This is a genomic window from Gordonibacter massiliensis (ex Traore et al. 2017), assembly GCF_019731765.1.
Taxonomy (GTDB): domain Bacteria; phylum Actinomycetota; class Coriobacteriia; order Coriobacteriales; family Eggerthellaceae; genus Gordonibacter; species Gordonibacter massiliensis.
The window spans coordinates 268,814-288,847 of the sequence record NZ_JAASIO010000001.1 but is presented as its reverse complement, the minus strand read 5'-3'; the positions used below and the strand labels follow the sequence as shown (position 1 = coordinate 288,847).

18 protein-coding genes are annotated in these 20,034 nt (G+C 54.2%); 10 read left to right on the top strand and 8 right to left on the bottom strand.

What is annotated here, in order from left to right; all coding sequences use genetic code 11:
- Positions 1–298: 298 nt before the first annotated feature.
- From HCH03_RS01145 to HCH03_RS01125, 5 genes are all read right to left on the bottom strand, one after another.
- Complete coding sequence (locus HCH03_RS01145) at positions 299–919, bottom strand: hypothetical protein (RefSeq protein ID WP_080144159.1); 621 nt, start codon at positions 917–919, stop codon at positions 299–301.
- Complete coding sequence (gene recF / locus HCH03_RS01140) at positions 916–2,040, bottom strand: DNA replication/repair protein RecF (protein ID WP_221688015.1); 1,125 nt, start codon at positions 2,038–2,040, stop codon at positions 916–918. Before recF ends, HCH03_RS01145 begins: the two co-directional genes overlap by 4 nt.
- 31 nt (positions 2,041–2,071) lie before the next feature.
- Entirely contained in the window at positions 2,072–3,172 is a 1,101-nt protein-coding gene (dnaN, locus tag HCH03_RS01135; RefSeq protein WP_221688014.1) for a DNA polymerase III subunit beta, read from the bottom strand.
- Between the two features lie 731 nt (positions 3,173–3,903).
- Positions 3,904–5,502: a chromosomal replication initiator protein DnaA gene (gene dnaA, locus HCH03_RS01130; protein ID WP_221688013.1), complete on the bottom strand. Its 1,599-nt coding sequence runs from the start codon at positions 5,500–5,502 to the stop codon at positions 3,904–3,906.
- Between the two features lie 134 nt (positions 5,503–5,636).
- Positions 5,637–6,479 carry an ATP-binding protein gene (locus tag HCH03_RS01125; protein ID WP_185903997.1) on the bottom strand — a complete coding sequence of 281 codons (843 nt, stop codon included), beginning with the start codon at positions 6,477–6,479 and terminating at the stop codon, positions 5,637–5,639.
- Positions 6,480–7,338: 859 nt separating this feature from the next.
- On the opposite strand from HCH03_RS01125, the gene rpmH reads away from it, so the two are divergent.
- The 6 genes from rpmH (at position 7,339) to rsmG (ending at position 10,375) form a co-directional block, all read left to right on the top strand.
- Positions 7,339–7,473, top strand: a complete 135-nt coding sequence (gene rpmH / locus HCH03_RS01120) for a 50S ribosomal protein L34 (protein ID WP_041239173.1) — start codon at positions 7,339–7,341, stop codon at positions 7,471–7,473.
- A gap of 14 nt (positions 7,474–7,487) precedes the next feature.
- On the top strand, positions 7,488–7,817 hold the full coding sequence (gene rnpA, locus HCH03_RS01115; protein ID WP_080144155.1) for a ribonuclease P protein component: 330 nt from the start codon (positions 7,488–7,490) through the stop codon (positions 7,815–7,817).
- Positions 7,818–7,827: 10 nt separating this feature from the next.
- Positions 7,828–8,070 carry a membrane protein insertion efficiency factor YidD gene (gene yidD, locus HCH03_RS01110; RefSeq protein WP_185903996.1) on the top strand — a complete coding sequence of 81 codons (243 nt, stop codon included), beginning with the start codon at positions 7,828–7,830 and terminating at the stop codon, positions 8,068–8,070.
- 48 nt (positions 8,071–8,118) lie between these two features.
- On the top strand, positions 8,119–8,889 hold the full coding sequence (locus HCH03_RS01105) for a YidC/Oxa1 family membrane protein insertase (RefSeq protein WP_221688012.1): 771 nt from the start codon (positions 8,119–8,121) through the stop codon (positions 8,887–8,889).
- An 80-nt stretch (positions 8,890–8,969) separates the two neighbouring features.
- Positions 8,970–9,503: a protein jag gene (locus tag HCH03_RS01100; protein ID WP_221688011.1), complete on the top strand. Its 534-nt coding sequence runs from the start codon at positions 8,970–8,972 to the stop codon at positions 9,501–9,503.
- A gap of 218 nt (positions 9,504–9,721) precedes the next feature.
- Positions 9,722–10,375, top strand: a complete 654-nt coding sequence (rsmG, locus tag HCH03_RS01095; RefSeq protein WP_221688010.1) for a 16S rRNA (guanine(527)-N(7))-methyltransferase RsmG — start codon at positions 9,722–9,724, stop codon at positions 10,373–10,375.
- Between the two features lie 85 nt (positions 10,376–10,460).
- Here the strand turns inward: rsmG and HCH03_RS01090 are convergent, their stop codons facing one another.
- Positions 10,461–10,841 carry an endonuclease domain-containing protein gene (locus HCH03_RS01090; protein ID WP_221688009.1) on the bottom strand — a complete coding sequence of 127 codons (381 nt, stop codon included), beginning with the start codon at positions 10,839–10,841 and terminating at the stop codon, positions 10,461–10,463.
- 296 nt (positions 10,842–11,137) lie between these two features.
- On the opposite strand from HCH03_RS01090, the gene HCH03_RS01085 reads away from it, so the two are divergent.
- Together HCH03_RS01085 and HCH03_RS01080 are read left to right on the top strand one after the other, a co-directional pair.
- Complete coding sequence (locus HCH03_RS01085; RefSeq protein WP_438821530.1) at positions 11,138–12,124, top strand: ParA family protein; 987 nt, start codon at positions 11,138–11,140, stop codon at positions 12,122–12,124.
- Entirely contained in the window at positions 12,117–13,172 is a 1,056-nt protein-coding gene (locus HCH03_RS01080; protein WP_221688008.1) for a ParB/RepB/Spo0J family partition protein, read from the top strand. Before HCH03_RS01085 ends, HCH03_RS01080 begins: the two co-directional genes overlap by 8 nt.
- A 101-nt stretch (positions 13,173–13,273) precedes the next feature.
- Here HCH03_RS01080 and rlmN read toward each other — a convergent pair whose 3' ends face one another.
- Entirely contained in the window at positions 13,274–14,305 is a 1,032-nt protein-coding gene (gene rlmN, locus HCH03_RS01075) for a 23S rRNA (adenine(2503)-C(2))-methyltransferase RlmN (protein WP_221688420.1), read from the bottom strand.
- Between the two features lie 145 nt (positions 14,306–14,450).
- Here rlmN and HCH03_RS01070 point away from each other — a divergent pair, with 145 nt between their 5' ends.
- The gene (locus HCH03_RS01070; RefSeq protein WP_221688007.1) at positions 14,451–15,398 is read left to right on the top strand and encodes a D-alanine--D-alanine ligase family protein; all 948 of its coding nucleotides are present in this window, start codon (positions 14,451–14,453) and stop codon (positions 15,396–15,398) included.
- 198 nt (positions 15,399–15,596) lie between these two features.
- On the opposite strand, the gene HCH03_RS01065 is transcribed toward HCH03_RS01070, so the two are convergent.
- Positions 15,597–16,238, bottom strand: coding sequence for a hypothetical protein (locus HCH03_RS01065; protein ID WP_246599437.1), 642 nt, complete (start codon positions 16,236–16,238; stop codon positions 15,597–15,599).
- A 493-nt stretch (positions 16,239–16,731) separates the two neighbouring features.
- On the opposite strand from HCH03_RS01065, the gene HCH03_RS01055 reads away from it, so the two are divergent.
- Entirely contained in the window at positions 16,732–20,010 is a 3,279-nt protein-coding gene (locus HCH03_RS01055; RefSeq protein WP_246599435.1) for a helicase C-terminal domain-containing protein, read from the top strand.
- Positions 20,011–20,034 lie beyond the last annotated feature (24 nt).

Below are 20,034 nucleotides of genomic sequence, written 5' to 3'. Positions count from 1 at the left end.
GAGAGCACGGGCGGCGCGAGCGTTGCGCGTCGTTTCGAACCGAGCGGACACCGCTGCGGCCGAGCTGAATGACGACAACTGGAAAATTGTAGCATAACAAGGGTACGGTACCAACAGTTTTCACCTCATTCAAAGGCTTTCAGAAAGCGTATGAAGGGAGGAAAGGTTAATGTGTAGTATTTTTGTCGAAAACGCCGATTTCGGGAAATCAGGGTTTCCATGCACCCGTTGTGAGGGCAGATATCGCCGCCCGTGCGGAAATGAAGCTCAAAAACGCTGGCAGGAAGGGAGAAAGCGTCTAAAACGCGCTTCCGGCGTCTTCGGGCTCCTCGCGGCGAGCCGCCTCGGCCAGCATGGCACGGTAGAGGGCGCGGCGTACGACGGGATCCTCCACCTGCGCCGCCCTTTTGTGGACGGCGGCCAGCTCCTCTTCCGTCAAAGCGCGTGCCGTGCGGGTCGGACGGACGAACGATCGGTCTTTCGATCCCGCTTGCGCGGCCTCCTCTCGGAAGGGATGGCGGTTCTTCATGTCGCGCGTGGAAGGAAGTATCTTCAAAGCCTCCACGTCCTCGCCTTGCTCCTTGAACTTCATCTTAAGAAGCTCCTGGCGGTTGTCCAATTCCGATCGAACCATGCTGTCGTCGCAGTACACGGCCAAAACCTTGCCCGCCACGACGCCTTGCGTCTCGCTGCGGGGGCGGTCGAAGCGGCGCAGGTTGCCGCCCTGCTCTCCCGACATCACGTACACGCTGTTCGTATGGTCGAGCACCAAGGCGGCGGAATCACCCCCGAACACGGCCGACACGGCGTTTTTCCACAGGTCGTTCACCTCGGCGTAGCGCAGCGCTTCGGCGCCGCCGGGGTTTTTCTCTTCCAGAATCGCCTTGAGCTGGTCGAGGCTCGACTTCAGCGTTTTCATTGCGCGCCCTCCCCTTCCAAGGGCAGCTCGACCACCCGGGCGCGCGCCAGCAGCTCTTCGTCGAAGTACGCGAGGTTCGTCGTGGTGATGAAGGTTTGGATGTCGCCCTCGATGAACGACACGAGCGCGTTGCGCCGGTCGGCGTCGAGCTCGCTCATGACGTCGTCCAGCAGGAGCACGGGCTTTTGGCCGAGCATGTCCCGAATGAGCGCCGCTTCGGCGAGCTTGAACGCCAGGACGATCGAGCGCTGCTGTCCTTGGCTGCCGTACAGGGCGGCGTTGCGGCCCCCGATGAAGAACTCCACATGGTCGGCATGGGGGCCCACGAGCGCGCGTTTGCGGGCGCGCTCGTCGCCCCGGCGCCGCGAAAGCTGCCCTTGGAGCCGCTCGCGCGCCTCGTCGCGGCCGAAGGAGTACGTGACCGGCACCGAAGGATCGTGGTCCTCCCACGAGGGAACGTAGCACAGGTCCATATCCTCGCGCCCGTCGGCGATGGTTGCGTAATAGGATCGCACGATGGGGGCGAGCTTCTCGAACAGAGCCGAGCGGTAACAGGCCAGCTGCGCGCCGCAGGTGACGAGCGTCTCGTCGATGCTGGCCACCAGATCAGCCGACGCCTCTTCCTTCAGCAGGCGGTTCTTGTACCGAACCACCTTCTCGTAGTCCTTCTTTATCACGTAGTGGTTCGCCGAAAGCTGCGAGCCCAAGGCGTCGAGCGCGGCGCGGCGCGGCGCCGAAGCGCCTTTCGCCAGCTCCAAATCGTCGGGCGTGAATGCGACGGACGGGACGAGCCCTTTCAAGTCGGCGGTGCGCTTTCCCTTCCCGTTGAGAAGGTAGCGCTTCTTTCCCTCGCTCACCTGCAGGGAAAGGGACAGCGCGCGGCTGCCGTCGCTCACGTCCGCATCGAGGCGCGCGAAATCGGAGCCATGGCGGACCATCTGCTCGAGCGTCGGTCGGCGGAACGACTGGAGCGCCGTGAGCAGTTGGATGCCTTCCACGACGTTGGTCTTCCCCACGGCGTTCGGGCCCACGAGCACCGTCAGGGAACCCAGGTCGGAAAGCTCGAAGCGTTCGTAGTTCCTGAAGTTGCGAAACGATATGCGTTCTATGCGCAGGTCCATGAGCTCAAACGCCCCGACGGCCGAGGCCGCCTTACGCGATGCGCACCGGCATGACGAGGTACAGGAAGTTCTCCGGCTCGGCCGCTTTGAAGATGCCCGGCTTGAGCGACGACTGCACCTCCAGGAACACCTCGTCGGTGCCCACGGCGGCCAAACCGTCGAGCAGGTACGCGTAGTTGAAGGCGATCTCCACGTCCTCGCCTTCCCCCGCGCAGGCGATGGTCTCTTGCGCCGATCCCACGTCCTGGGCCACCGAGGAGAGCTGCGTGGTTTGCGAGGCGATGTTGATGTCGAAGCGCACCGGCGAGGAAGCCTGTCCCAGCAGCGACGCGCGCTTGACACCCGCCACCAGGTGCTCGACCGGCATGCTCACGCGCGTGTTGTAGGAATCGGGAAGCAGCTGGCGGTAGTTCGGGAAGTTGCCCTCGATCCGGCGGTTCACGAACACCGTGTCCTGGTAGGTCACCACGATCTGGTTTTCCGCGAGCGCGAACGAAACGGGGTCGTCGGTCTTGGGCAGCGCGGCGATGTCCTGCAGGAACGTGCCGGCTATGACGGCCTGGAACTCCTCGGCCGCCGGCTCGGCGATTTCGGCTTCGGTGATGGCCAGGCGGTACGAGTCGGTCGCCACCATTTTGAGATGCTGGTCCTCTATCGTGATGAGCACGCCGGTGAGGATGGCGCGGCTCTCGTCCTTCGACACCACGCGGGCGACCCGGCGCACCATGGAAGAGAACTGGGCGAAGGGTATGTCTATTTTCTGGGTGACGTCCACATGGGGGAACCCGGGGAAGTCCTCGGGGTCGAGGGCCTTGATGGAGAACGAGGCCGTGTCGCAGGTTATGACGGCCGATTCCACGTCGGCCTCCACATGGACCGCCGCGTCGGGAAGGTTCTTCACGATGTCGGCGAACAGCTTGCCGGGGACGACGGCCCTGCCGGGCTCCTCCACCAGCGCCGCCACGGTGTACTGAACCGACAGTTCGAGGTCGGTCGTTTGCAGCGTGAGGGAGTCTTTCTGCGCGTCGAGGTACACGCCCGAGAGGATGGGAAGCGTCGAGCGGGTCGCCACGCCTTTGAGGACCACGCTGAGCGCGTTTTGCAGCTCCGATTGATTAATGCTGAATTTCAAAGCGTCCCTTTCTCTCGAATGCTGCGCAGGCAGCTCCGTCCAGTATGGCAAACATCGCGCGCCCGTGCGATGCCATTATAAATTCTCCCGGTTATTTTGTTCGATGCGTTTTGCCCCGTGCCGCCTTGGTTCCTTTCGAGGGAGCAAGGCATCGAGAAGAGCTCACTCGTACGAACATGTTTGCTGCTGTTCTTGTCGCGATGGTGCTGTCGACAAGTTTGTCGGTATTGTTGTTCTTGGAATCGCAGCTGCTGCTGAAATCGTCGTCAGCGCTTCCGCGGTTGTTTGATCCCTATCATACCGGAACACCCTTTCTTCGGTCTTACCTTTGTTTTCAAGGTCTTCCTTTAATTAACTAAGGTTTTAATAATCATAATAATAAGGACGGTGGATTTGTGGATAACTTCGATATCGCCAAGTCAAACCATGTTTTTATTCCTGTTTGAAACGTTTAGAGCCTGTACCGGCCCTCAACAGGTTTTATCGCTTTCATTATCTTTCCCATGCCAACCCGTGGTTTTCACCAAGTTGCCAGTCGTCTTTCAGTCATGTTTCCGCCGAACGCTCGTTCGGGTCGTTTTTACCGGGCATAGGAAGGACGAAGATTCGCAATCGATCGGGAGTGTTTCACGTGAAACACTCTCCCTGCACGCGCTGCATCAGGCGTTTTCCATGCGCGCCATTGATTCACTGCACCGGATCCGCCCTTGTTTCCACACTGAGCGAAGGGTTTATATCTCGCGAATGAGCTGCTTCAGCGCTTCCAGCTCCTCGCGCAGCTCGCGGCTTTCCTTCATCTTCTCCTCCACGTTCGTCACCGAGTACATGACGGTGGAGTGGTCGCGGTTGAACTTCTTGCCGATGTCGTTGAACGGCAGGTCGAGCATCTGACGCGAAAGGTAGATGGCGATCTGCCGCGCGTAGATGATGTTGCGCGTGCGCTTCTTCCCCACCAAATCGGCGTGGCTCACCTTGTAGAACGTCTCCACTTCCTTCTGGATGTCGGCGATGGTCAACCGCTTCGACGGGCCGCCCGAGAAGTGGTTCTCCAGCAGGCTGCGCACGTCGTCCAGGCTCAGGTCGGGCTGGTTGAAGAACGTCATCTGGTAGATCACCTTCGTCACGGCGCTCTTCAACTCGCGGATGTTCGAGCTGGAGCTTTCCGCGATGTACATCTGTATGTCGTCGGGTATGGCGAAGTCGGCCTTGCCCTCGTTGTCCTTGTACTCTTCCACAAAGCTCTTCACGATGCCCAGCTTCGTCTCGATCTCAGGGGGCTGGATATCGAACGTGCCGCCCGAGTTGAAACGGCTCTTGTAGCGCTCGTCGATGTCGATGTTCTTCGGCGCGCGGTCGGCCGAGAGCACGACTTGGCGACCTTGTCCCGTGAGCTTGTTGAATATCTGGAACACGATGTCGAGCGTCTGCTTCTTGCCCTGCAGGTATTGCACGTCGTCGATGAGCAGCACGTCGGCTTCTTCGTAGCGCGTTTTGAAGTTCTTGTAGCTGGACTTCTCCTTGTCGTGCGCCGCGCTCGCTTCCATGTAGTCGGAGAGCAGTTCAGCCGAATCCACGTAGATGGCGGAAAGGCTGGGCATGGTCTCGTGCACGTAGTTTTGAATCGCCCTCATCAGGTGCGTTTTTCCGAGGCCGGATTTCCCGTAGATGAACAAGGGGTTCAAGTGGGCCTTTCCCGGCATCTCGGCCACGGCCACGGCCATGGAGTAGGCCATGCGATTCGAGTCTCCGATGACGAAGTTTTCAAAGGTGAGCGTGGAGGTGGGACCGTCGGGGCCTTCGCCGCCGTCATCGTCGTACGCGTTGAAGGGCGCGGGGAGGTCGTCCCGCCCGCTATCGGGTTCGGCGAATTCACGGCGGCGGTAGGGTTCTTCGCCCGCCGAGCGCTCGTCGCGTCCTCCGATCGCGTCGGTGCTGTTTCGCATGTCTCCGCTCGAAGGAGCTCCTGGCGAAGGGTGTCCGAACGGAGGACGACCCTCGAAAGGAGGGTTCTGCACCGGCGTCTCCGCGCGTGTTTCGGCACGGGGTTGGCCGCCGGTGGAGGATTCCGCGGTTATGTCGACTTCGATGACCACGGTGTACGCCGTATGGTACAGATCCATGAGCGCTTGCTTGATGAAATCGACGTAGTGGCGCTCGATCCACGTTTTTATAAAGTCGTTGTCGGCCGTGAGCATGAGGAAGTCTTCGCTCATAGCTTGGGGCTGCAGGCGCGAGAAGAAGGCGTTGATCTGGGAAGGATCTATGTTGTTGTAGCTTTTCACCTGGTCGCACACGGTGCGCCATACCTGCTCGAGCTTTTCGCTTTCCATGGTGTTCCCCTCGTGCCGAGGTCTTCCTTACAGTGCTTGAGGTTTTCCGTTGTCGGTAAGGGCCGATAGGCTCCCTAGCGCCGCTCATGCGGGCGGATTTCCCTCTTCGGACGGTACATGTTTCTTGATGGCGATTATAGCGAATTCGCTACGTTGTATCCTAGATCAGTCAGAATACGCTTCTGCCCGACGGTTTTCTCTATCAAACCCGCTTCCTCCAGCTTCGAGAGGGTCACGTACGTGCTCGACTGCGGCACGCCGGTAAGACGCGAGAGGTCGGTGACCCCCAAAGCGCCCTCGCTGAGGAAAATGGGCAGGAAATCGCGTTCTCGCTGCGAAAGAGGGGGAACGAGGGCTCCCGGTTGGGTTCTCTGCCCGCCGCCTCTGCCGCCCATGGGGGGATAGGGTTCGCGAGCTTGGTTCTGCGGGAACGGGAAAGCCTGTTCATCGTTTTTCAGGCTGATGGTGACGACGGCGCCCGTGCCCAGGTTGTCCTCGATGGATATGGTCCCGTGGGAAAAGTCCAGATACTCCTTCACGATGGGGAGCCCGGATCCGACGCCGCGGATGTAATGCTTCATCGGCTCGACGGCCGAAGTGAAGCCTGGGAGCTGCGCTTTGTCTTTTTGAACGATGCCGGGACCTTGGTCTGCGAATCGGATCGTGTTTCCCTCGTCGAGGATGGAAACGATGATTTCGGCGAACCGCGCATGGATGAAATTCTCCGACACTTCTCGAATAACCGTGTACGGTATCGTTCCGCCGGCCATTTTCGCCTGCTCATAGATCTTGGAGGCGAGCTGTTCGATGAATTCCGCCGTAGGAGCAGGTTGTATCTCCGTGATGCGAGGGGCGCTGCGCAGATCGTCGTATTGCGCGATGCGCGCAACCGTCTGCACGAAGGTGTAATCGAACGAACCTGCATTGCCACCTGCAGATTCGTTGTCACGATTTGAATGTTCAATCTGGTCGTTCAATGGTGTTCCGTTTTTCAGATTCGATATTCAACATTTTTCAAAGACATTCAATGGCATTGTAGCGTTTTTTATCACTTGAATCTATTCACCTGCGGAATTCACGAGTTGAATTTATTGGTATTCATTCATTCCTGAATTTGAAACCTATACAGACGAGGCTTTTTCAAAGTTTTCAACATTTTATTCAGAAAAAGTGGAAAAGTGAAAATCAAGCTGAATGAAAGTCGGTGGGAAACGTTGAAAAACAAGGGCGTTGTTGAAATTTTCATTGACTTTTATAAGGAAACGGTTTTCCCAGATAGCGTTTGTCAGCAATCCGAGGCGATGTCAATTCGGTGTACGAAACATTACGAAGTGAAACGCATCGAAATATTTTTTGTTGCCGATTGATTTAAAAGTCCTGTTCAGATAGCTGTTTATTAAAAGTGGAAATTAAAATGGCTGATAGGGGCTTTGTAAACTTCTTTTAAACGCACCCTTGACAAACGATCTTCGATGGAGATTTCCACAATGCTTTTCGAATGAAATCTCAGTTTTCCCCATTTTCCACAATTCCAGCCGTCTTTTTCCTACGGAGCGCGTTGGTTTTTTAGAATAACCCAATCAATATGCGCTGCAGCACGTGTTTTTTCACGATTGATGCAAAGAGCGAACGAACAAAGTGAACGAGTGTTCCTTCTTTTGGTGGAAAACCGAAGGAGTCCCGATCCATACGACTCGTTCGCGATTTTCTTCGCGAACGGTCTTCCCGGCTTTTTTAAGGAGAACGTTCCTGGGCACGCGTGAAAACGCTTGACGGCACGGCAACATGATATATACTTTGGAGGTTGCTCTTGAAAGTATTGAAAGGGAAATGACCATGAAGCGCACGTATCAACCTAACACGCGCAAGCGCGCCAAGTGCCACGGCTTCCGTGCCCGCATGTCGACGAAGGGCGGCCGTGCCGTTCTGTCTGCTCGTCGCGCCAAGGGACGCAAGCGCCTCTGCGTGTAGCCAGGGGTTCTGGGTTGGAGACCATAAAATCCAACGCGGAGATATCTTCCCTGTTTACGCGTGGCAAGCGTTTGCACACGCCTTACCTCACGTTTATTGTGGTACGCAACGAAAAGCAGCACGACCAAGCAGGTCGTGCTGCTTTTATTGCTGGGAAGAAACTAGGCAACGCGGTGTGGAGAAACAGCGCCAAGCGGCGTATGCGGGCCGTGTGCCATGAACTTCACGGGCCTTGGAAGGGCTACGATGTGATTTTCCTCGCAAAGTCGAACATCGTGAGCTCGTCTTATAGTAAAGTGCTAGCAGCATGTGACGATACGTTGAAGCGAGCCGGGGTGCGATGAGGTTCTTGCGATGGGGACGATCTCCGATTTCATAAAACGCCTGCCAAGCACTATTGCGGTGTTTTTGATCACGTTCTACCGCGCGGCTATCTCTCCGCTTTTTCCCTCGTGCTGCCGTTTCACGCCAACTTGTTCCGAGTACGGGATCATCGCGTTCAAGCGCTATGGGTTCTGGAAAGGCTTGAAGTTGACGGTGAAACGGATTTTAAGATGCCGTCCAGGAGGTCCACACGGATACGATCCTGTCCCTTGAACAGGCGATTCGGTTGGCTTCCTAGGTATATAGGAAGGAAAAAGCTACATGTGGGACGCATTTAAGGATCTGATTTTCCAGATCATTCAGTTCTTCTACAATTTTTGCGGAGACTGGGGCCTTTCAATCATCATCGTCACGGTTATCTTCCGCGTGCTGATCTCGCCGCTCATGCACAAGCAAACGAAGTCGTCCTTCCAGATGCAGAAGGTTCAGCCTCTGATGAAGGAGATCCAGACCAAGTACGCCGACGACCCTCAGCGCCAGCAGGAAGAGATGCAGAAGCTGTACGCCGAGGCGAAGTTCAACCCCTTGGCCGGCTGCTTGCCCATGCTTCTCCAAATGCCGATCTTCATGGCCTTGTTCCAGGTTCTTTCCGAGATGGGGGCCCGTACCGAAGGGTCGACCTACGAGTTCTACAACCTGGTTCCGAGTTTGGTCGAGCGTCCGTCCGAAGCGTTCGCCCAGGGTTTTGGAACATTTGTTCCTTATTTGATCCTTATGGTTATTTTCGCAGGCGCCACGTTCCTTCCCATGGTTCTTCAGCAGATGAATAACAAGGACAACGCCCAGCGCAAGCAAACCATGATCATGTCCGGTGTGATGAGCCTGTTCATGCTGTGGATCAGCTGGGGCTCGCCTGCCGGCGTTCTGCTGTTCTGGGGCGCGTCGTCGCTCATTGGCCTCGGCCAGCAGCAGATTTCCATGCGCATCATGAAAAAGCGGGACGCTGAGGCTGCCGAGACCATCGAAGTGAAGCCGATCGAAGTCGACGTCACGCGCAAGGTGAAGAAGCCGCGCCCGACGAAGAAGCGCTAAACTTTGGTTACATGTTTCACGTGAAACAATGAGCTCGATTCGATAGGGCTCACGTGGGTTGCATATCAAAGGAGTCTGCCATGGCTGATGAAGTTATCGAAGAAAAGCAGGATACCGAGGAAACCGTTGAAGAGCCCGTCGAGTTGACAGATGAGGAGCTCGACCGTATTGCCGACACGGCCATCGCCGCCTTGCAGGACATCCTCAAATACTTCAACGTCGGCGAAGTGACGATCGACGAGTACGAAGGAGACGAAGGCGAACTGATCCTCGATATCACCGGCGAAGATCTCGCTGTGCTTATCGGACGCCATGGAAAAACGCTCGACGCACTGCAGTTCCTCGTATCCGCTATCACGGTTCGCACGATTGGCTATCGCTATCCGGTTGTGGTCGATATCGAGGGCTACAAAGGTCGTCAGCGTCAAAAGCTCGAATCGATCGCTCGTTCTTCTGCCAATAGGGCGGCTAGCCAGAACAGAAGCGTGAAATTGCGTCCCATGACGCCGTACGAACGCCGCATCATTCATATCACTTTGAGAGACGATGATCGCGTGGAAACAGCTTCCGAAGGAGAAGGAAGCGCCCGCCACGTTGTTATCCTTCCCCGCTAGTTAAACAACAAAAAGAAAAAGGCCTTCAAATCGAAGGCCTTTTTCTTTTTGTTGGATGTTTCACGTGAAACATCCAACTACAGCACCTTCCCCAGTATACGAAAAGCAATTGTTTCACGTGAAACAATTGCTTTTCGTATACACGATCTAAGGTAAGATGTGGTAAGAATTTCACTGTGTTTCTATTGCTGCGAATTTATTATCATGAAGGATTGCCAATGCAACACGAAGCCCTTATCGACCATTATTTGTTAAAAATTCTTGAAGCGAATGAAACGACGAATTTAACGCGTATCTCTTCGCTTGAAGAGGCGCGCAAACTTCATATTGAAGACTCCTTAGCGGGATTGCAAGAACTTCAGCAAGCTCCAAAAGGTTTGTATGGCGACTTGGGGACGGGTGGCGGTTTCCCTGGAGTGCCGCTTGCAATCGAGTCCGGTAGGAAAACGATGCTTGTGGATTCGGTTCGAAAGAAAATGGCCATCGTGGAGTCTATTCTTTCCGATATGGGTTTAAATGATTCGATTTCGACTTACAGTGGTCGAATAGAAGATCTCGCGAACGAGCATCCTCAATCGTTCACGGCGTTAACCGCTCGTGCTTTGTCGAGACTGTCGGTGCTGATGGAACTTGCCAGTCCGCTTCTTTCGAAAAACGGCCTTTTGATTTGTTATAAAGCGAATGTACAGGATGATGAATGGGATCATGCGCTTTCTCTTCAGGATAAATTGGGTCTAAGCCTTTTTTCCGATAGGGCGTTAACCCTGAGCGATGGCGAAACCTTAAGAAGAATCATCTGCTTTGAAAAAATCGGGAAACCAAAAATGAAGCTGCCAAGGCGTGTGGGATTGGCTCAAAAAAAGCCTTTATAGATGTTTCACGTGAAGCACCGGATTCGCAACGCGGGGTTCAAACGGTGATGTTTCACGTGAAACATCACCGTTTGTTTTTAACTAACTACAAAGGTATGGTCCATAGATCGTTTCTTCTCTTTTGCACTTCTTGATGTATGCATTCGCAAACACCTTCGAAATTATCCCAAATGTACGAGTTTGGAAATCTGAGCTCTTTGATGCCTTCCATTTCCAAATACGTTGTGCGTACCTCGTCGTATTTTCTTTGACTTTCTTCGTAATGTTGAGAACCGTCAAGTTCGATGCTCAACTTGATTTTTCGAGACAGAAAGTCGACGATGTAAGGACCGACAATGATTTGACTGGAAAAACGAATAGGATAGTCGCAGAGAAATTGGTACCAGAGCTTCTTTTCAGCTGCTGTCATATTCCTTCTCATAAAACGGGCATGCTCTGCCAATCTCGATCGCTCCGCACGATTCATGTAAGCCTCCTTTGATCCAAGCGAAAACCGAGATAAAGGATAACTCCTCAACCTTGCATGTGAACCGTATGCCATACTTCGCAGAGTTCTCTAAAACCTTGCATGGTTCTAACGGATCAACCGTTGGATTCTTGCACAACGTTTTCCAAAAACTTGCGCAAAGCTTGCAGAAATCTGATTCCGAGTGTGAAAAAGGAATTCCTGCAAGGTAGTGAAACACAATACACGGGTAAAGTGTTTCACGTGAAACACAAACAAGGTATACTGGCTATACTGCTCTTGAAAGGGGGCCCTTTGTGGGACTGTTCGATAGTCTGAAACGAGATAGAAAAACAGCCGAGACTGTCACCAAGCAAACCGAAGAACCCAGCACGATCGAAGACTCGAGCTACGAGGACAGCATCGTTATCGAAGATGTGGAAGTCATCGAGCGTGAAGTGGTTCATGAAGAGGAAAAGGAAATTCCTCTCAAACCTATCAAATCCTTCAAAGACAAAGCTCCTGTTAAGCATGTTATCGGTCAGACGAAGGTCATGGCCATTATCAACCAGAAGGGCGGCGTTGGAAAATCAACGACCGCGATCAACTTGTCGGCGGCTTTAGGTGAAATGGGAAAGCAGGTTCTTCTTGTAGACCTTGATCCCCAGGGGAATTCGTCAAGCGGTCTCGGTATTGAGAAAAGTCGTGTGGATCACTGCATTTACGACGTTCTTCTGAACGATGTACCAGTTGAGAACGTTATCATCCCCGATGTGTGCGAAGGATTGGACGTTATCCCCGCAACTATCAACCTCGCCGGCGCTGAAGTAGAGCTTGTGTCGGAGATGGCGCGTGAAAACCGTTTGCGCGACTCGGTAGGTTCGTTGAGGGGAAAATACGACTACGTTTTCATCGACTGCCCGCCTTCGCTGGGATTGCTGACCGTGAACGCACTGGTTGCTGCAGACAAGCTGCTTATTCCTATTCAATGCGAGTTCTATGCATTGGAAGGTGTGACAAAACTCCTTGATTCGATGAAACGTGTCAAAACGCGCCTCAATCCGTCTTTGGATATTTTTGGGGTGCTGTTGACGATGTACGACGGAAGAACGACCCTTTCCAAACAGGTTGTAGAAGAGGTTCGCAGCTATTTTGGTAAAACCGTTTTCGAAACGCTCATTCCCCGAACGGTGAAGCTTTCCGAGGCACCTAGCTTCGGTCAACCGATCACGCAGTATGATCCAACCGGAAAAGGTGCTCAATCCTATATTGATCTTGCAAAGGAAGTGATTAACCGTGGCTAAATCAACGAAAAGCGGATTGGGACGCGGTCTGAATTCGTTGTTAGGCGGCTCCTATGAAGAAGCGGTTCCGCCCGAGCCCGCCAAACCGGCTCCTCGTGTAACCGTCGACGCCGAAGAGGCTCCTGCGCCTGTGAAACGAGCGGTACCTCCGACGGTTCCAGCTCGAAATACGGAAACACCGACAAAACACGATGATGTTCCTCGTGAGGAGTTCATTAAAGACGAGGATCATGTGACTATTAAAAGCGTGGTGGAACGGAAAACCGACGAGGTTCCCCTTGATTCGGTGTCCCCCAACCCCGATCAGCCTCGAACCAACTTCAAACAAGAGGAAATTGAGGAACTTGCGTCCTCTATTCAAAAAGACGGCCTTCTTCAACCTATTCTCGTAAGATCGGTCGGTTCTAACAAATATCAGATAATCGCAGGCGAACGGCGTTGGCAAGCCTGCAAGTCGATTGGAATGAAGACGGTTCCCATCCGCATCAAGGAAGCCGACGACGATAAGGCGCTCGAGCTGGCATTGGTTGAAAACGTGCAGCGGTCGGATCTGAATCCCATCGAGGAAGCATATGGGTATCGACGCATGATGGAGCGTCGAAACCTTACTCAATCCGAGGTAGCACAGGCCATGTCGAAAGGGCGGTCGACGGTCGCCAACGCTTTGAGGCTTCTTGAATTGCCGGAAGAAGCTCAGCAGTTGCTGTTCGAGGAGAAGATCACGGCCGGTCACGCGCGTGCCATTCTGTCTATTCCCTCGAAAGAAGGAAGACTGAAGCTCACTCAAAAGCTGGTAGATGAGAAGCTTTCTGTAAGGGAGACGGAAGCAATAGCTCGCTTGCTTGCTGGAAAGAAGAGCTCCGAAGCTTCACAGCAACGCCAACCGACGCCGAAATCGTTTAAAACGGTAGCAAAAGCTCTCAGAGACGTTCTGCACACTAATGTTAGAGTTAAAACCGTTCAAGGGAAGAACAAGATAGAGATTGAGTTCAAAGATGAAGACGAGCTTGAAAAGCTCTTTGAAGAGTTGATCGCATCCACTTCTTAATGTTTCACGTGAAACATCAATAAAAAAAGAGCCTCTTAGAGGATCTTTTTTTGACGAGAACGATCGGAGTGTTTCACGTGAAACACTCCGATCGTGCTTTATCAACGTGTTTTCAAAGCGTTCTTCAGCTGTCCGCATGCTCCCGCGATGTCGCTTCCTCGGGAGTTTCTTACGGTGGTTTCAATCCTATGCTTGTTCAGCATCATATGCCAATATTCCATCGTCTTCGAAGAACTGGGCTGAAATTCTGATCCTTCGATCTCGTTCAGAGGGATGAGATTTACGTGACAGAGCAACTCGGTACAGAAATCGACTAAAGCTTCCAGATCAGCAGCGCTATCGTTAACTCCTTGAATCATGGCGTATTCCAAGGTAATCCGGCGATTCGTATGCTCGACATATTTTAAAAGAGCTGCTTTCAGATTAATAAGCGGGTATTTCGATACGCCTGGCATGATAGTGTCGCGAGTATGCTGAAGCGCAGCGTGAAGAGACACGGCCAAGGTGAATTGTTCCGGTTCATTGCCAAGGCGATCGATGCCGGGAATAATGCCGCACGTGGAAATCGTGATATGGCGAGCTCCAATGTTCAAAAGCTTTTCATCGTTGAGCGTACGTAACGCCGAAAGGGTGTGATCGTAGTTAAGGAAAGGCTCTCCTTGACCCATCACTACGATATTTGATACGCGTTTTTCCATATGGTCTTGAACGATGAAAATTTGATCGACGATTTCTCCAGCAGAGAGATTTCGAGTGAAGCCTTCTTTTCCTGTAGCGCAAAAAGCGCATCCCATCGGGCAACCGGCTTGGGTGGAGCAGCAAACGGTCAACCTTCCGTCGTTTGATGGTATGGCAACTGTCTCCACGCATGCTCCATCGTAAAACGAGAGTACGAATTTTTTCGTGCCGTCGATAGAAGTTTGCATATCAGCGATAGTTGGAACGTGCAGAGGATGCTCACGTGCTAACGAATCCCGTAGAGAAGAAGGAATATTAGTCATATCATCATAGTTATCGACATGGTGGAGATACAGCCATTCGATTAATTGCTTTTTCCGAAAAGCAGGCTGCTTCAGGTCTTTCATAAGATCCTGTAGCTCATCAATCGTGAATGATTTAATTGGTTTTGTCATACTCGCATTATATCTTATGGTTGTTGTTTGAAGTGTTTCACGTGAAACATTGCTTACCATGGCAAGAGAAAACCGTGGCAGAAGGGGGTATTTGCTATACTGCATCAAGCTATAGGCTTCATGTTGATGAAAGAAGGTTTGTTTCATGGTTGAATGCGTTGATCCACGACATTGCCATGTTGCCCTGCTTGTCGGCGGCGCGAGCGGCGAGCGTGAAGTGTCTCTCGCTTCTGGCGATGGAGCGCGACAGGCCTTGGAAGAAGCGGGCTATAACGTCACCGTTCTTGATCCGTCAGTCAAAACCGATTTGAAAACCCTTATCGATGGCGATTTTGACGTCGCATTTATCTGCTTACATGGTAAGTACGGGGAAGACGGCACGCTGCAGGGATTGCTCGAGATGATAGGTTTGCCTTATATAGGTTCTGGAGTGTGGTCGAGCTCTCTGGCTATCGATAAAGCCAAATCGAAGGTTTTTTACCAGATGTCCGATATACCGGTCCCTCCTTCTATCACCCTGTATGCTGACAATCAGGTAGACATAGACAGCCTTGTGGATGATCTTGGAGATCATTGCGTGGTCAAACCTGCAACGGAAGGCAGCGCGCTGGGGGTCTTTATCGTAGAAGGAAAAGACGAGATCCAGGAAGCTATTGAAAAGGTTTGGGACTTCGATGACGAAATCCTTGTCGAGAAGTATGTCGAAGGCAAAGAGCTGACGGTTGCGGTGATAGGGAATGAAGATCCACGCGCTCTTCCTATAATCGAGATCGTTCCGGTCAACGAATTCTACGATTATGAGTCGAAGTACACTCCGGGCGCTTCTCAGCATATATGTCCCGCTCGCTTATCCGATGAAACGACGCAACGTGTTCAAGAGTTGGCGGTGAAGGCTCATTTAGCGCTTGGCTGCTCAGGCGTATCCCGTTCGGATTTCATCTTGGATAACGATGGAACTTGTTGGATCCTGGAAACGAACACCATTCCTGGCATGACGGGAACTTCCCTGCTCCCCGACGCGGCGCGCGCTGCAGGAATATCTTTTGCGCAATTGTGCACTATGCTGATCGGTTATGCATTGGAAAAGAAATAAATAAGATATCGCCCATTGTTTCACGTGAAACAATGGGCGATATAGAGATGCAGTGTCGTTGACTGATTTTGTGAGACGCTTGCTGAGCAAGCAGTCTTTAAGGCGATAGGCAGCGAATGTTTCACGTGAAACATTCGCAGATTTATCTGAAAGAATTTACCGGCGAAGGTCACCAAAGGCAAAAGCCACCAGTAGAAATTAGAACACGCCGCAGGATTTCAGTCCGAATATGCCGAGCGCTACAACAGCCAATATGAATAGCCAGCTGACAACGTAACAACCCTTGTTCCCTTTTCGTCCTTGTTCTATCAGCTTCTCCGACGCTTTGCGATGGCTTTTCATGATGACCGTACCGTTTTTCTTGGCAGGCAATGGCACGGTTTTGGTAGGCGCCCACGTTCCGTTGCTATCGAGTATCTGTTTGATAGCCTGTTCACCAAGGTCGACTTCCGGTCGCACGCCGTCGGTGAGGCGCGCCGACGTGTTTTGAAGGAAAGTGGTGAAAATCTGCTCATGCTCGGGCGCATAGCAAAGCAGCGCTGCCTCGCCCCAGTATTCTCCCGGTTCGGGATTGTCGGTATAGGCAACGAAAGACAGGATTGCTTTCAGGTTCCAATCGCGCGCATGCAGAACGCGCAAGCGCCTTGTAGTTTCCGGATCGAAAAATCCAACGAGTTTCCCAAAACGGTTCTTCATCCATGCGATAGAACGGGTGTCATCGGTGACGAACTCGATGTCAAAAACGTCTCCGACGAGATTGTCAGCGCCGAGAAGCACTGCCGCGTCTTTTTTTGATAGCGTGTTGAATCGTGCATAGAACCCGGTGTACGTGGTTTCCATCTTCATCCCCTCGAATATCTTCAATGCGAAAAGAAGTGTACCATGAACGATTCGGAGAGCTTGTTGATTTGGGTAAGCTACATGGTAGTACTCAATAAACAAGAACATATGTGCTGTTTGTGGTAAATACGCATAAAAGTGAGGGGACGCAGTAGAAAACAGCAGGGAAGTCATTTGAACGAGTACACGATGCGAGAACTGCGTAAAACGGGATAAGAAAGTGAAGTAAGTGAAGAAACAAGTTGATGACCCAAGACTTTATTTCAGCTCACGATGTTTCACGTGAAACATCGTGAGCTGAAATAGAAAATGTAGTGGGAATTGGGGAGAGAGAAAATAGACAAGGGCATTGGCGAAGAGCGGAATATTGCTGAACAAAGGGGAGCGGACAAAAGGCAGGGAGTGGGCGTGGGGCGGAGTTGGAGATGGAGATTGATATCCGGCGAGGATGTTTCGTTTGTGCGAATAGTAGAGAGATGGTAGGCTGATCGTTATGGAAAAGCACAGCGAGCAGGCGCACGGTATCCTGCATGGTTTCATAAGCGACGGCACACCTGAGGCCGTCCAAAGGCGGTACGCCTCTCTTCCGGAAATCGCCGCTTCGAGCGATTACGGCGATCTTGATCGCAACATCGTCGTACTGGACACCGAGACGACGGGCTTCTCGTTCAACCACGACGAGCTGACGCAGATAGCCGCAGCTCGTATGGAGCGGGGCGAGATAGTCGAATGGTTCATCACGTTCGTGAACCCGGGAAAACCCATTCCCGAAGAGGTAGCCCACCTCACCGACATTCACGACGAAGACGTGGCCGATGCACCCCAACCCTCCGATGCTCTTGCCGATCTGGTGGCTTTCGTTGGAGACGCGAAGATAATCGCCCATAACGCCGAGTTCGACCGAACGTTCACCACGCGGCACCCTAGCGGGTATCCGCTGCTCGAGAACACGTGGATCGACTCGCTCGACCTAGCCCGCATAGCGCTTCCGCGCTTTAAATCCCATCGTTTGCTCGATCTGGTGAAAGCTTTCGGCGCGCCGCTTTCCACACATCGCGCCGATGCCGATGTTGAAGCGACCTGCGCCATCTTCCGCATCCTGTTAGCCGCCGTAGCCTCGATGCCGCGGCCTCTTGTCCGCGAGATAGCGCGCATGGCCACGCCGGAACAATGGCCTACCCAAGTGGTGTTCGATTACTTCGCCGCCGAAAGCCTCGAAACAGAGCGGGGCGAAGCGGTCGAAACATCGGTGCTTGCGCAGGATGCTCGATATTGCAGCAATGAAAAAACGAACGACGAAAAAACGAGCAGCGGCGAAGAGACCGGCGGCGACAAAACAAGCGGCGAAGATGCCGGCAACGTCAAAACGAGCGACATAGAAACCAGCGGCGAAAACACGATCGGTGAAAAGAAGGACAGCGAGATAACACACGGTGAGCAGCTTGACCTCGGATTTTGCGGCGGCAAGACCGAACGGTTCTCCTTGCGTTCGCTACGTCGAGAACGGGTTGGGAAATTCGATCGCAAGCCGAAGACCGACGCCGACGCCATCGCCGCGGATCCTTTGCGCGACCTGTCGTTCCCCACGTCTGAAGACATCGCCTCCGCCTTCGCCGCGAACGGGCTAGTGGGGAGCTTATACGACGATTTCGAACCGCGCGTCGAACAGCTCGCCATGGCCGAAGCCGTAAGGGGCGCCTTCGCCGCTTCCGACAACTTGATGGTGGAAGCCGGCACCGGGGTTGGAAAATCCATGGCGTACCTGGTTCCCGCCGCCTTGACGGCGCGCATGAACAATATATCCGTAGGTATAGCGACGAAGACGAACGCCTTACTTGACCAGCTGATATACCATGAGCTTCCCGCACTTGGCAAGGCTTTGTCGAAGTCGTGCCCTTCGCCGGACGGCACCACGAACGCCGGCGAGCAAGGGCCGAGCGAGCTCACGTACGCCGCGCTTAAAGGCTTCTCGCACTATCCGTGCCTTCGCAAGATAGACCGGCTGGCATCCGAGGGACCCGGCATGCGGCTTGTGGCCGGGAAGGAGCAGACGCAAGCGCCGGCACTCGCCGCGTTGCTGTCCTACATCGAGCAAACCGAATACGACGACATCGACGGCCTCAAAATCGATTATCGCGTGTTGCCGCGGTTCGCCATCACGACCACGAGCCACGACTGCCTGCGTCGGAAATGCCCCTACTTCGGCCCGTCATGCTTCGTGCACGGCGCCCGCCGCCGAGCCGAGTCCGCAGATATCGTGGTGACGAACCACAGCCTTCTGTTCTGCGATCTAGCCGCCGACGGGGGCTTGCTGCCTCCCATCCGCTATTGGGTGGTCGACGAGGCCCATGGAGCCGAAGCCGAAGCGCGTCGCGCCTTTTCGCTCTCGCTCTCCGCGGAGGATATCCTGCGCCTGGTCGCAAAGGTGTCTGCCGAAGAGGCGTCGCGCAACGTGTTCGTGCGCGCGGAACGCCGGGTGGTCGCGCCGGAAAAAGGTGAAGGTGCGGTGCTGTTCTACGCGCTCACCGGCAAGGGGCGCGCTGCCGGCAAGGCTTACGCCGACGCCGCGCGCGAGTTCACCGCGCATCTCAAGGACCTGTTGTTCTTCGACGGGAACAAACGCGGTAAGCAGTACGACTACGTGGAGCTGTGGCTCAACGCCGACATTCGGCGCAGCGAGACGTTCGCGTTGATCGCCTCGCTCGGGCGCGCCATGGCCGACGCCGCCGAGAAGCTGGTCACCGCTTGCCAAGAACTCGTGGGCTATCTGGAGGACGTGGACGGCGCGGCCGATGTGCAGCGCGAGATAGCCTCGATAGCCATGGAATTGAAAGACCAGCTCAGAGCAGTAGAAACCATTCTCGACCAAGCGCCCGACAACTACGCCTACGCGGCGTCGCTCTGCCGCAAGAACGACAAGGCAACCGACAAGCTGGAGGCCCTGCTGGTCAATGTGGGCGACGCCATGAACGAGACGTTGTACGCGCGCACCCATTCCGTGGTGTTCGCGAGTGCGACCTTGGCCGTGGACGGAACGTTCGACGCCTTCGAATCGGCGCTCGGTCTGAACGCGGGCGAGTTGTCGCGCTGCCGTCCCTGCCAGTTGGATTCGAGTTACGATTTCGACGCCCATATGACGGTGTACGTGGCTTCGGACATGCCCGAGCCGAACGATCCCGCGTATCTGGACCGGCTGCAGAGCCTGCTGGTGGACGTCCATCGCGCGCAACAGGGGTCGATGCTGACGCTGTTCACGAACCGCAGGGAGATGGAGCGCTGCTTCGACGTGGTGCAACCCGCCATCAAATCCGACGATTTGCGCTTGGTCTGCCAAAAATGGGGCGTGTCCGTCAAAGGCTTGCGCGACGACTTCCTCGCGGACGAGCATCTGTCCCTGTTCGCCCTGAAGAGCTTCTGGGAAGGCTTCGACGCGCCCGGGGCCACGCTCAAGGGCGTGGTCATTCCGAAGCTTCCGTTCGCCAAGCCCACGGACCCTCTCTCGTGCGAGCGGGCGGCGCGGGACGACCAGGCATGGCGTCGTTACGTGCTGCCGCAAGCGGTGTTGGAAACGAAGCAGGCCGCAGGGCGCCTCATTCGCAAAGCCGACGACACCGGCGTGCTCATTCTCGCAGACAAGCGCCTCGTGACCAAGGGGTACGGCAAGGCGTTTTTGAACTCGCTGCCCAGCCGTACCATCAAGGTGTGCACGTGCGAGGAGATCGCGGCCGACCTTGCCGCCTCGGCCGCGTCCGACGGCGCGCCGCGGACGTGAAGGTCGGCTCGTTTCCGGGGCTGA